14 protein-coding genes are annotated in these 13,036 nt (G+C 46.9%); all 14 read right to left on the bottom strand.

Annotation, left to right across the window (positions count from 1 at the left end):
• Positions 1 to 3: 3 nt before the first annotated feature.
• The 14 genes from truA to LZT21_RS06295 all read right to left on the bottom strand — a co-directional run bounded on the left by truA (position 4) and on the right by LZT21_RS06295 (position 12,928).
• Entirely contained in the window at positions 4 to 885 is an 882-nt protein-coding gene (truA, locus tag LZT21_RS06360) for a tRNA pseudouridine(38-40) synthase TruA (protein ID WP_233923637.1), read from the bottom strand.
• 23 nt (positions 886 to 908) lie between these two features.
• Positions 909 to 2,369, bottom strand: coding sequence for a FimV family protein (locus LZT21_RS06355; RefSeq protein WP_233989908.1), 1,461 nt, complete (start codon positions 2,367 to 2,369; stop codon positions 909 to 911).
• A gap of 40 nt (positions 2,370 to 2,409) precedes the next feature.
• Positions 2,410 to 3,594 carry an aspartate-semialdehyde dehydrogenase gene (gene asd, locus LZT21_RS06350; RefSeq protein ID WP_233923639.1) on the bottom strand — a complete coding sequence of 395 codons (1,185 nt, stop codon included), beginning with the start codon at positions 3,592 to 3,594 and terminating at the stop codon, positions 2,410 to 2,412.
• A gap of 32 nt (positions 3,595 to 3,626) precedes the next feature.
• Positions 3,627 to 4,697 (bottom strand): 3-isopropylmalate dehydrogenase, encoded by a 1,071-nt coding sequence (leuB, locus tag LZT21_RS06345; protein WP_233923640.1) that lies wholly within the window; start codon positions 4,695 to 4,697, stop codon positions 3,627 to 3,629.
• 18 nt (positions 4,698 to 4,715) lie between these two features.
• The gene (gene leuD / locus LZT21_RS06340; RefSeq protein WP_233923641.1) at positions 4,716 to 5,363 is read right to left on the bottom strand and encodes a 3-isopropylmalate dehydratase small subunit; all 648 of its coding nucleotides are present in this window, start codon (positions 5,361 to 5,363) and stop codon (positions 4,716 to 4,718) included.
• A gap of 31 nt (positions 5,364 to 5,394) precedes the next feature.
• On the bottom strand, positions 5,395 to 5,658 hold the full coding sequence (locus LZT21_RS06335; protein WP_233923642.1) for a hypothetical protein: 264 nt from the start codon (positions 5,656 to 5,658) through the stop codon (positions 5,395 to 5,397).
• 39 nt (positions 5,659 to 5,697) lie between these two features.
• On the bottom strand, positions 5,698 to 7,107 hold the full coding sequence (gene leuC, locus LZT21_RS06330; protein ID WP_233923643.1) for a 3-isopropylmalate dehydratase large subunit: 1,410 nt from the start codon (positions 7,105 to 7,107) through the stop codon (positions 5,698 to 5,700).
• Positions 7,108 to 7,126: 19 nt separating this feature from the next.
• Complete coding sequence (gene gltA / locus LZT21_RS06325) at positions 7,127 to 8,440, bottom strand: citrate synthase (protein ID WP_233936888.1); 1,314 nt, start codon at positions 8,438 to 8,440, stop codon at positions 7,127 to 7,129.
• 51 nt (positions 8,441 to 8,491) lie between these two features.
• Positions 8,492 to 8,761 carry a succinate dehydrogenase assembly factor 2 gene (locus tag LZT21_RS06320; protein WP_233923645.1) on the bottom strand — a complete coding sequence of 90 codons (270 nt, stop codon included), beginning with the start codon at positions 8,759 to 8,761 and terminating at the stop codon, positions 8,492 to 8,494.
• 10 nt (positions 8,762 to 8,771) lie between these two features.
• Positions 8,772 to 9,476 (bottom strand): succinate dehydrogenase iron-sulfur subunit, encoded by a 705-nt coding sequence (locus tag LZT21_RS06315; RefSeq protein ID WP_233923646.1) that lies wholly within the window; start codon positions 9,474 to 9,476, stop codon positions 8,772 to 8,774.
• Positions 9,477 to 9,503: 27 nt separating this feature from the next.
• Positions 9,504 to 11,282 (bottom strand): succinate dehydrogenase flavoprotein subunit, encoded by a 1,779-nt coding sequence (gene sdhA, locus LZT21_RS06310; protein ID WP_233923647.1) that lies wholly within the window; start codon positions 11,280 to 11,282, stop codon positions 9,504 to 9,506.
• A 1-nt stretch (position 11,283) separates the two neighbouring features.
• A complete protein-coding gene (gene sdhD, locus LZT21_RS06305) occupies positions 11,284 to 11,649 on the bottom strand; it encodes a succinate dehydrogenase, hydrophobic membrane anchor protein (RefSeq protein WP_233936868.1) in 366 nt (121 codons plus the stop codon).
• Positions 11,650 to 11,662: 13 nt separating this feature from the next.
• Positions 11,663 to 12,088 carry a succinate dehydrogenase, cytochrome b556 subunit gene (sdhC, locus tag LZT21_RS06300; protein WP_233923649.1) on the bottom strand — a complete coding sequence of 142 codons (426 nt, stop codon included), beginning with the start codon at positions 12,086 to 12,088 and terminating at the stop codon, positions 11,663 to 11,665.
• Between the two features lie 102 nt (positions 12,089 to 12,190).
• Positions 12,191 to 12,928 carry a GntR family transcriptional regulator gene (locus LZT21_RS06295; RefSeq protein WP_233923650.1) on the bottom strand — a complete coding sequence of 246 codons (738 nt, stop codon included), beginning with the start codon at positions 12,926 to 12,928 and terminating at the stop codon, positions 12,191 to 12,193.
• Positions 12,929 to 13,036: the final 108 nt, after the last annotated feature.

Raw genomic sequence — 13,036 nt, 5'->3', positions numbered from 1 at the left:
ATGCTAAGGATAAGCCTCTTGGACTTCTGAAGGTGGAAACCCTAAAGCCTCCAGCGCCCCATAAGGCAACCAAGAATGCCTGAGCCAAGGCTCGGGAATAGCAAATTCACTGGGGTACTTTACTGCGGTCAAATATAAACCATCGGCTGCAAACGTCGGCGCCGCAATCTGCCGATTTTGAGAAGCTAGCACGGTCGCCATCCAAGCACTTGATTGCTTACCCAAGCCAACCGCAATTAAACTGCCCACAAGGTTACGAACCATATGATGCAAAAAAGCATTGGCGCGAATTTTAAAAAATAGCCAAGGCTCCTTGTCGAGTAAAGTAATTTCGTAGAGGTGTTTAACGGGAGTGTTGCTTTGGCACTCTGCCGCCCGAAAAGCAGAAAAATCATGCTGGCCAATTAAACAAGTAGTTGCGGCTCGCATGGCGGCGATATCAAACCATTGTTGTGCTGGCAGCATTAAATAGCCTGCCCGCTCTGCTACGGTCGGCGCCCGACATGGTCCTGCGTGTAAGGCGTAAATATACGTACGCTCGTAGGCCGAAAAACGCGCATCAAATTCAATCGGAACTGGCTGTGCCCAATTCACCACAATGGTTTGCGGTAAGTAGCGATTTAAACCGCGCACCCATGACCAAGCGTCGCGCTCAACTGCGGTATCAAAATGCACTACCTGCCCTAAGGCGTGTACACCTGCATCAGTCCGGCCCGCAGCGGTCACCCGCAGTGGCAAAGCGGTTGGATCGGCGGCAATGAAACGCTCAAGCGCTTGCTCTAATTGATCTTGAATGGTATTACCATTTGGTTGTGATTGCCAACCAGAAAATGAACTGCCGTCATATTGCAAGCCTAGGGCGATACGTTTGCTGGGCGCAACCATTAGCTTATCCTCACCACTTCACCTTAAACGCTACGCTCATTTAAGGTTTGCAAGAGATGTTGTGCAGCAACAATAAGAGTCGCATGAGCTGGAATATCAGTAGCCAATTCAGCGCAGATAATCTCATTCAAGCAAGTACGTGCGGCTACAAAATCTTCAATAGTGACGTAAGCTCGCGCTAAATTGAATTTCACCTGTAAGGTCTCAAACGCAAGGGGTAAGGAGCTAGCGCTCAGTTGCGGATCAACCCGTTCAAATTGCGGGGGGGTATCCAAATCAAGATTGAGACCAGCAAACAGGGCCTTAGCACGTGCGGGCATTTCTGGTAAGCCCACGCTTTCTGGGTATGCGCGCTGAGCGGCATGCTGAGGTGAATCTGGCTGAAAAGGACCGCCTGAAGTTTCGTTAACTCGAAACGCTTGACGCGTTTCCGCTTGACGGGTGTAACGCGCTAAAAGCCAAAACAAACCCCCCGTTAAAAGCAATAAACTGACGACCAATAGCACCGGCCCCCAAGTAAAGGATGGGGGGGGTTTAGCCCCCTGCTGCTCTGCCTTCTGCTGATTTAATAAGATCTGTAAATCGGCAATATTTTTTTCTAGCTCAGCTGCGCGAACCCGCGCTTGGGATAAAGCCTGCTCTTGCATCACCAGCTCTTCTTGAAAACGCCGTTGCTCGGCGCCAACCCCAATACCAGGGCCAATTTTTAAACGGTCAAGGGCTTCTTGCTTCGGTTCATTTTTATTAATTTCCTTTTCTTTCAGGGATTTAGAAGCTACATTTAGTTTAGAATCTGGATTTTTAGTTGGGCTACTATCGCCCGATTTTTTTAACTCTACCCAGGTTTCATTGCTTTTAGACACAAAGCTTTTGGCTGCAGCCGGAGTGATCGATTGCAGCAATGCTTGGCTGGGCTTATACAGTTCAGCGCCAGCATTGAGGCGATGAATACTGCCGCCCGCAAAGGCATCGGGATTCGCTTTATATAAAGCCAACAATGTCTCATCTAAACTGGCCCCACCCAGCTGAGGCGCCATTTGCAGTGCAATTTCACTTAAGGTTTGCCCTGGCTGCACCACAACTTTTTGCGCATCAGCCACTAATAAGGAATAGACTTTGCTGATGTTTCCTGAGGGCCAAGTTAACTGCACGAGCAAATCTAAAAAAGGGTCCTGTTGGTCGCTTAGCGCGCGGTCAGACTGAATCAGTAGTTGGTATTGATTTTGCCCGGCTGCCGATTTCCCCAGCCGAATTTGGGCTTGGGGTTTTAATTCTAAAACTCGCTTAGAAATACTAAATCGATCAAAAGTCGCTGAGCTTGGCACCTCTACTGTCATTTGCTCAACTAGCGACATCTCATCTGGCGACAGTAATAATGGAATTTCTGCGCGAAAAGGTTCGCCCGGCTGCGAAGTAACTAAAGGCGAGCCTAAGGAAACTGCCATCGCCGAATGCCCCCATGCTAAGGCAACCAGCCAAATCAATACAGCGAAAAAACTGAACCGCTGTGGTGTGCAGCCCAAATTAAGTATCGGCATGGAGCAGAATGCGCAACATACGCCGTAAGGGCTCTGCTGCACCCCAAGTTAGTTGGTCGCCCACGGTAAAAGCCCCAAGAAACTCTGGTCCCATTGCTAACTTATGCAAACGCCCAATGGCAACGGTTAAAGTGCCGCTAATTGCGGCTGGCGATAACTCGCGCTCGGTCGCCACGCGTTCATTAGGAATAACTTTTACCCAGCTACTATCGGCAGCCAAGAGCGCTTCAATTTCTGTCAGCGGAATATCGCGCTTTAGTTTCACGGTTAAGCCCTGCGAGTGACAACGCATCGCCCCAACTCGCACACAGATACCGTCTACCGCAATACTGCCGGGCGCCCGAAATGGCGGCTTACCTAATATCTTATTCAGCTCAGCGCCACCCTTCCATTCTTCTCGGGTCTGCCCAAACTCAACTGGCTCATCAATCCATGGAATCACACTACCAGCTAAAGCTGTGTTGCGAAAATTCGTGGTGGGGAAATCTGCCGAGCGTAACTGCGCGCTGACCTTTCGGTCAATCTCTAAAATTCCAGTGGCTGGATTGGCTAAATCGCTTTGTACTGCAGCGTGCACAGCACCCATTTGTAGCAAAAGCTCACGCATATTTTGTGCGCCTGCACCCGAGGCAGCCTGATAAGTCATGGCGCTCACCCACTCAACTAAATTTGCCTTTAATAAACCCCCAATGGCCATCATCATTAAACTAACCGTACAGTTCGCGCCAATCCAGTTCCGATTTCCGGCAGCCAAGGCAGCATCAATTACCGAGCGATTCACCGGATCTAACACCAAAACTACATCATCCTGCATCCGTAAAGCACTGGCAGCGTCAATCCAATGGCCATTCCAGCCACTAGCGCGCAGTTGCGGAAAAATGGCCTTGGTGTAATCGCCGCCCTGACAAGTCAAAATAATGTCGCAACGCCCAAGGGCTTGCAAATCATTCGCGTCTTGTAACGTGCTCATTTTTTTAGCGACTTTTTGTCCGCCGAATAAAGGGACTTCAGCCCCAGCATTACTAGTGCTAAAAAAAATGGGTTCAATTAAATCGAAATCATGCTCAGCCAACATGCGCTCTAGGAGCACGCTACCAACCATGCCGCGCCAACCCACCAAGCCTACTAAAGGTGGATTACTGGATTGCCGTTCAACTGAAGAATTAACCATGTATTACTTAATAAAAAATTGAAATAGTACCTCTAGGATAAAGCCTTCACCACTGCCTCGCCCATTTCACGCGTTCCCAGCTGCTGAGTACCGGGTGTATAAATATCGACGGTGCGATAACCTTGACTCAATACCTTTTGTACCGCCCGCTCAATCCGCTCGGCCTCAGCGGGCAGACCCAAGGAATAGCGCAACATCATCGCTGCTGAAAGTATGGTGGCCAAGGGGTTGGCAATATTCTGCCCCGCAATATCGGGTGCTGAGCCATGGCTGGGCTCATATAAACCTTTATTATTTTTATCCAATGATGCCGATGGCAACATCCCAATTGAGCCCGTTAACATGGCCGCTTCATCAGATAATATATCGCCAAATAAATTTCCCGTTACCACTACATCAAATGCCTTGGGGGCTTTAACTAATTGCATCGCCGCATTATCGACATACATATGGCTTAATTCCACGTCGCTATAGTCTTGGCTCAGGCGGGTCATTACATCGCGCCAGAGTTGGGAGGTTTCTAAAACATTCGCTTTATCTACGCTACATACTTTTTTATGCCGCTTACGAGCAGCCTCGAATGCAACCCGACCAATACGTTCAACTTCTGGCTCGCTATAGTGCATAGTATCAAAACCTTCGCGGGCACCTAAAAACAGCGGGTTGCTTGATTCCCGAATTCCCCGTGGCGCGCCAAAGTAAATATCGCCATTGAGTTCACGCACAATTAAGATGTCGAGCCCACCAATAATTTCGGCCTTCAAACTCGAGGCCGCAGTTAATTCGGGATAACAAATCGCTGGCCGAAAATTAGCAAATAAACCAAGGTGTTTACGTAAACCTAGAATGGCTTGTTCAGGGCGTAATTCTCGGGCCAATGTATCGTATTTCCAGTCGCCTACAGCGCCAAATAAAATCGCCGCGGCAGACTGAGCTAAAGCTAAGGTTGCGGGCGGCAAAGGATGTCCCGCCAGATCATAAGCCGCTCCCCCAACAGGTGCAAACTCTAAATCGAATGATGGCCCTAAGGCCTCCAGCACCGAGACCGCTGCGGCAATAATTTCTGGCCCAATACCATCACCAGGGAGAACCGCAATTTTCATAAAAACCTTTGTGTGCCCTTAGGGCAATTGAGTATTTAACCAAGGCATCCGCAACAAGCGCTCAGCTTCGTAGGTCTTGATTTTATCGGCACTCTGCAAAGTTAAGCCAATATCATCAAACCCATTCGTTAAACAATATTTTCGAAATGGCGTAATGTCGAATGCATAGACGTGATTATCGCCCGCATTCACTTCTTGTTGTTCTAAATTGACAGTTAACTCGTAACCCGGAAAGGCTAAAGTTTCGTGAAAAAGATGGTCAATTTGCGACTCACTTAAAACAACGGGCAATAGGCCATTTTTATAACAATTATTAAAGAAAATATCTGCAAAACTGGGGGCTATCACTACCCTAAAGCCATATTGCGCTAAGGCCCAGGGCGCATGCTCCCGCGAGCTACCGCAACCAAAATTTTTACGCGCTAACAAAATACCGGCGCCTTTGTAGCGCGCTTGATTTAAAACAAAATCGGGATTGAGCGGGCGAATGCTGCAATCTTGGCCTGGCTCACCATGATCTTTATAGCGCCATTCATCAAATAGGTTTTGTCCAAAGCCAGTTTTTTTAATCGACTTTAAAAATTGCTTCGGAATAATCGCATCAGTATCGACATTCTCGCGATCCAGCGGCGCAACCAAACCTGTAAAAACCGTAAATTTCTCCATTACGCTATTTCCATTACGCTAGTGTTTTGCTTTATTTTGTTGGTGTAACTACTACGGGGGTTACCACAACATCTTTGCCCTGACTTAACGAGTCGCTCGGGTTGGCTTTAGCCGCTGTTCCAGAGGTACTGCTTTGACTATTCATCGATTGGCCCATTTTTTGAATATCTTTACCCATGCCGGTAACCGTATTTGTGCAGCCTACGCTCATCAGCACCATAAGCGTAGCGGGAACAATGCCTTGCGCTAAGACTATAAGGCGCGCTGTTTGAGCACGGTGATTAATTAATTTCATCTCTTCACCCCTTTATGATGTTTTTTTGAATGAATTTGCTTACGCAATTTTACAAACGTCGACAAAATGACCTTCAATTGCAGCAGCAGCCGCCATCGCTGGGCTAACTAAATGGGTTCTCCCACCAGCACCTTGACGACCTTCAAAATTGCGGTTGGAAGTGGAGGCGCACCGCTCGCCCGGTTCTAAACGATCGGCGTTCATCGCTAGACACATTGAACATCCAGGCTCGCGCCATTCAAAGCCAGCAGCTTTAAAAACCCGATCTAAACCTTCGCGTTCGGCTTGCGCTTTGACTAAGCCCGATCCAGGCACAACCATGGCGACCTTAATATTTGCGGCAACTTTCTTGCCTAAACGATCGACCACTTTGGCTGCTGCACGTAAATCTTCAATGCGGCTATTAGTGCATGAACCAATAAATACCTTATCGAGCTGAATACTCGTCAGCGGCATGCTGGGAATGAGCCCCATGTACTCTAAAGCACGCTCCATCGCTAAGCGCTTATTCGGGTCACGTTCTTTTTCTGGATCGGGAATACGCTCACCAATGGCCAAGACCATCTCTGGCGAGGTGCCCCAAGTTACTTGCGGTTGAATTTCTTCTGCGCGTAATTCAATCACTTGATCAAATACCGCATCTGCATCCGAATGCAAACTTCTCCAATATTGCAAAGCATGGCGCAATACTTCGCCCTTAGGGCTATAAGGGCGCCCCTGAATGTAATCAATCGTCGTTTCATCAACTGCAATTAAACCTGCACGAGCACCAGCTTCAATGGCCATATTACAAACAGTCATGCGCCCTTCCATCGATAAATTACGAATTGCTTCACCAGCAAATTCAAGCGTATAACCTGTGCCGCCAGCGGTGCCAATACGCCCTATCACAGCCAAGACAATATCTTTAGCAGTACTGCCGGGAGGCAAACGACCCTCTACGCGCACCAACATATTCTTACTTTTTTTCATCAGCAAGGTTTGGGTAGCTAAAACATGCTCAACTTCTGAAGTACCAATACCAAATGCGAGGGCCCCAAACGCGCCGTGGGTACTGGTGTGTGAATCACCACAGACCACCGTCATACCCGGCAGCGTTGCACCCTGCTCAGGGCCGATGACATGCACAATGCCTTGACGCAAATCATTCATCTTAAATTGGGTAATACCTAAACGATCACAATTTTGATCGAGCGTGTCGACTTGCAATTTAGAAATCGGGTCGGCAATACCTAAAGCCCGATCGGTAGTTGGCACATTGTGATCGGAAACCGCTAAGTTGGCTGAAATACGCCAAACTGGGCGCTGCGCTAAAGCCAGCCCTTCAAAGGCCTGAGGGCTAGTCACTTCATGCAATAACTGTCGATCAATATAAAGCGTGGCTGTGCCATCATCTTCAGAATAGACGACATGGTCATCCCATAATTTGTCATACAAGGTGCGGGCCATGCAAATTCCTTAAAGAGACTTATTTTCGCTCAGCAACTGCTGGCACTATTCTTTCGGTTTCACCAATAAATAATTGCCGTGGTCGACCAATTTTATATTCTGCATCAGTAATCATCTCTTCCCATTGGGCAATCCAGCCTACCGTACGCGCTAAGGCAAATACACAAGTGAACATATCAGTAGGAATGCCTAAGGCGCGCTGCACAATACCCGAATAAAAATCGACGTTAGGATAGAGTTTACGGCCAACAAAATACTCGTCCTCCAGAGCGATCTTCTCAAGGGTCATAGCTAATTTAAAGAGGGGATCATTCTCTAAACCAAGTTCATTCAAGACTTCATAACAAGTTTCACGCATCAATTTTGCGCGCGGATCAAAGTTCTTATAGACCCGATGACCAAAGCCCATTAAACGTACGCCTGAATTTTTATCTTTGACTTGGGCAATAAACTCACCAATTTTTTCCACACCACCATTATTTTGAATATTAGTGAGCATATCTAAGCAAGCTTCATTTGCCCCGCCATGCGCTGGACCCCATAAGCAAGCAATACCTGCGGAAATAGCCGCAAATGGATTGGTACCAGAAGATCCGCATAAACGCACAGTTGAAGTCGAAGCGTTTTGCTCGTGATCGGCATGCAGAATAAAAATTCGATCTAAGGCCTTAACTAAGACCGGGTTAATTTTATAAGGCTCGCACGGTGTAGCAAACATCATGCGCATAAAATTAGCGGTGTATGAAAGAGAATTATCGGGATAAATAAAAGGCTGCCCAATTGAATACTTATAAGACATTGCTACCAAGGTAGGCATTTTAGCAATTAAGCGAATTTGAGCAATATGACGCGCCATGGGTTCGGCGTAGTCGATTTGATCATGATAGAAAGCGGCCATTGCCCCAACTAGCCCAGTTAAGACCGCCATGGGATGAGCATCACGACGAAAACCGCGCAAGAAAAATTGCATTTGCTCATGCACCATAGTGTGATGCATAACCAATTCTTCAAAGCCGCTCTTTTCAGTTTGATTGGGTAATTTACCCTTGAGCAGTAAATAACAAATTTCTAAGAAATCGCATTTACCAGCCAAATCTTGAATTGGATACCCACGATAGAGCAATTCGCCTTTGTCGCCATCAATAAACGTAATTTTCGAACTGCACGAAGCGGTTGAAAGAAAACCAGGATCATAAGTAAATTTACCCGTCTGCCCATAGAGTTTGCGGATGTCAATCACCTCAGGCCCTACCGTACCTTTATAAATAGGTAAGTCGATATCGGGTGTGCCATCAGAAAAAGAAAGCTTCGCTTTAATGTCGGATTCAATCATGATTCATCCTCAAGGGTTCCAAATTAACAATCGGTAGTGCAATTGTGCTACTTATTTTTCCCGCAACATCAACAATAATTTCTGCAAGACCGGCGATTCCAGTGCGTTTCCCAGGGCTGCGACGGTATTGCTACGACTTAATAACAGCTCAAGTAAATCATTGTCGTCTAAAGCCAATAATTGACTCAAAGCCACAGCTTGCTCTTGATCCAAAACTGCCCCGTAGCGCTTAAAAAAACGCTCCAAAATTAAATCGTTTTCCAATAATCCCCGTCGCGCTGCCGCATGCAAACGATAGCGTTCGGCCGAAGTTAAGCTCATTTTGCTAGCTTCATACCGCCCTACGAACCATCAACTCCTTAATTTTGCCAATGGCCTTTGTCGGGTTCAGGTGCTTAGGACAAACATCTACACAATTCATAATCGTATGACAACGGAATAAACGATAAGGATCTTCGAGATTATCAAGTCGAAGTGCGGTAGCCTCATCACGACTATCGGCAATAAAGCGGTAGGCCTGTAACAAGCCCGCAGGTCCAACAAATTTATCGGGATTCCACCAAAATGACGGGCAAGCAGTAGAACAAGAAGCGCACAAAATGCACTCGTATAAGCCATCTAGCTCTTCACGTTCAGCGGGGCTTTGTAAGCGCTCTTTTTCGGGCGGTGGGGTCTCGTTAATTAAGTACGGTTTAATCGATAAGTACTGCTTAAAGAACAAGGTCATATCAACAATTAAATCACGTACGACCGGTAACCCAGGCAGCGGACGCAACACAATGGTTTTGGGCAAGCTACGCATATTCGTCAAGCAGGCCAAACCATTTTTACCATTGATATTCATGGCATCTGAACCGCAAACACCTTCGCGACACGAGCGCCGAAAAGAAATGGTTTCGTCCATCTTCTTTAAAGTAATTAAAGCATCTAACAACATGCGCTCATCGCTTAATTCAATTTCATAACGCTGCATGCGAGGCGCGTCATGGGTCTCGGGATCGTAACGATAGATTTCAAAAATACGGGTATCACTCATTTCAATTCTTTCGTCTACAAATAGGCATTAAAAGGTGCGTTCTTTTGGGGGTACAGATTCAATGGTTAGCGGCTGTAGTTGCACTGGTTTGTAATCCATACGATTACCCGCACTAAACCACAATGAATGCTTTAGCCAATGCACATCATCTCGTTTTGGATGGTCATCATGTGAGTGGGCGCCGCGACTTTCTGTGCGTGCCGCTGCAGAAATCATGGTGGCATTGGCCGTTTCAATGAGATTGGCGATTTCTAAAGCCTCAATTCGCGCAGTATTAAAAATTTGTGACTTATCTTTAACCCATAAATGATTCGCCCGCTCGGTCAACAGCGCCATTTGGCGTACGCCCTCATCCATTAATGTTTGATTGCGAAATACCCCCGCATAGGTTTGCATAGTTTTGCGAATCTCGTTGGCTACATCTTGCGCATACTCACCGCTAGTAGAAGCATCTAACTTAGCTATGCGCGCCACACTCTTGCTACCTGCATCTACTGGTAAGGCCTTATGCTCACGGTCTTTTAAATTGGCTGCAACTATATGATTACCCGCAGCGCGCCCAAAGACCAATAAATCTAGTAAAGAATTGGTACCTAAACGATTGGCACCATGTACTGAAACACATGAGCACTCTCCAATGGCATAGAGGCCCTGCACAATATGATTGGGATTACCGTCTTTGGGTACGACAACTTGACCATGAATATTAGTGGGGATACCACCCATTTGATAGTGAATCGTTGGCACCACTGGAATCGGCTCTTTAGTCACATCAATATTGGCAAAGTTCATACCAATTTCATAGACCGAGGGTAAGCGTTTCATAATGGTTTCAGCGCCAATATGGGTTAAGTCGAGCACGACATAATCGCCGTTCGGGCCACAACCCCGACCCTCCTTAATTTCTTGATCCATCGAGCGCGAGACAAAATCGCGGGGCGCTAAATCTTTTAAAGTGGGGGCGTAACGCTCCATAAACCGTTCGCCATCTTTGTTGCGCAATACGCCACCTTCGCCACGACAGCCTTCAGTTAGTAATACACCAGCTCCGGCTACTCCAGTGGGGTGAAACTGCCAAAATTCCATATCTTCTAAAGGAATACCAGCGCGTGCTGCCATGCCCATGCCATCGCCAGTATTAATATAGGCATTGGTTGAAGCAGACCAAATGCGCCCCGCCCCACCCGTTGCCAAAATCACAATTTTGGCTTCAAGAATATACAGCTCGCCTGTTTCCATTTCTAGCGCAGTAACACCGACGACATCGCCAGCTGCATCACGAATTAAATCGAGCGCTAGCCACTCCACATAAAAATGGGTTTTAGCCATCACATTGCGTTGGTACAAGGTATGTAACATTGCATGCCCAGTTCGGTCAGCTGCGGCGCAAGCACGCTGTACTGGCTTTTCACCATAATTCGCCGTGTGTCCGCCAAAGGGGCGCTGATAAATGGTGCCATCGGGATTGCGATCAAAGGGCATCCCAAAGTGTTCGAGCTCATACACAACCTTGGGCGCTTCGCGGCACATAAATTCAATCACGTCTTGATCACCCAACCAATCGGAGCCCTTCACCGTATCGTAAAAGTGATAGTGCCAATTGTCTTCACTCATATTACCTAAGGCAGCGCCAATTCCACCCTGTGCAGCAACGGTGTGTGAACGGGTTGGAAATACTTTACTTAACACCGCCACATCTAGCCCAGCCTCAGCGAGTTGCAGTGAGGCGCGCATGCCAGAACCACCTGCGCCAACAATCACTGCGTCAAAACGACGTCGCGGTAATGCTTTTTGAATCTCTGTCATCTCACACTTTCCACAAAATTTGAATAGCGTAAGCAGTGCAAGCTATCAACCACAGAGCTGTTAGGGCTTGTAAAGCTAAGCGCGTTCCCACCGGCTTAATGTAATCCATCCAAATGTCACGCATACCAACCCAAGCATGATAAAAAAGACTGAGAAAAGCCAGTAAGGTCAGCAGCTTCATGAATTGATTGCTGAACAAGCTAGCCCAAGCGGTGTAATTTGCGCCCCCATTGAGCACATAGTCGCCCAATAAAATCAAGGTGAAGACCACCATCACCACCGCAGTCACGCGCTGAATTAACCATTCTTTTAAGCCATAATGCGCACCAACAACGAGACGACGCGGACCAACGTTATAAATTGACATCCTGTTCCTTACCTTAAAACAAACCAAATAATTTTGCGCCCAAAATCAGCGTCAGCGAGAGACTAATTATCAAAACTCCAATTGCCGAACGATTAGCTGGAACTTTGTCGATACCAATTTCACGATCTAGAAGCAGATAACGAATGCCGGCAAAAAAATGATGCAGAAAACTCCAAATCAATCCCAAGAGCACTAATTTCGCTAGAGGGTTAGCAACAATGGCTTGGAATTTTTTATAACTGAGTTCTGAGGCGAGGCTCTGATCAAGTAAATACAACAAGAATGGCAAACAAAGAAATAAAGCCGCACCACTAATGCGGTGCAAAATAGAAACCTTCCCTGCCCAAGGTAAGCGGTAATGAATTAACTGCGCCAAGCCAATATTGCGGTAGACCGGCTTGGGTCGCGAAGGGTTCAAGTCCTGCTGGGCGTCAGCCATGTTTTATCTCGGTATAAAAAGGAATAATCGATTAAATATGTTGTATTGCAACATATTTTAGTAGAAAGCAGGAAAGCATGGGGGGATTTTCCATCATTAGGCCTAACTTAAGGTATTTTCATAGTGTTGCGTACTCGTTTCATAACGGGCGAGGCGCATTTCTACAGGCTTATTGCCATAGGAATAAGAAACCCGCTCCACCAATAAAATCGGCGCCCCCAATTGCAAATTTAAGCGCTCGGCGCTCATCGCGTCACTAGCAACGGCCTTAATTTTCTCCTCTGCCCGTACCATATGTGTAGCAAAGGTCGATTCATAGAGAGCATACAGGGGGCCCGCCCAAGCTTGTAAGGTAGCTAAATTCAGCGTCTTAAAACGCAAGCTGGGCAACCAAATTTGCTCAAAGACAATCGCCTTACCCGCAAAGGTTTGCACGCGCTCAATTTCAATTAGACTCTCCCCTGCTTTAATTTTCAAAACCTGCGTAATAAAAGCGGGGGCTTTCATTTTTTTGCAACTGAGAAAGTGATTTTTTAAAACCATTGCTTGGCCGCCATCGGGCGCTAAGCGCAGAAATCGAAACTGCTGGCGCTCTTCATGGTGGGTGGCAACAAACGTGCCTTTGCCTTGCTTACGAATCAATAAGTTTTGGGCAGTTAACTCATCAATCGCCTTGCGTACGGTACCTTGGCTAACTTCATAGCGGGCTGCTAATTCAAATTCGCTAGGAATGACCTCCCCAGGCTGCCATTCCCCCGCTTGCAAACTAGCGAGCAACATGGCTTTAATCTGTTGATAAAGCGGGCTAAAGGTGGCTAAAGCAGTTAAATTGGCACTCAAGATGACTCCAATAAAAAGCTATTTTGGCCCTGGCAAAGGCAAAAAATAAGTGGTTTTGAGGTCTTATAGAAGACATGGTTGACAGTGTAATAGGGGAATCCCTAAACT

The sequence above is a fragment of the Polynucleobacter sp. IMCC 30228 genome, from assembly GCF_021395205.1.
Classification (GTDB): domain Bacteria; phylum Pseudomonadota; class Gammaproteobacteria; order Burkholderiales; family Burkholderiaceae; genus Polynucleobacter.
This window is presented reverse-complemented; position numbering and strand designations above follow the sequence as displayed.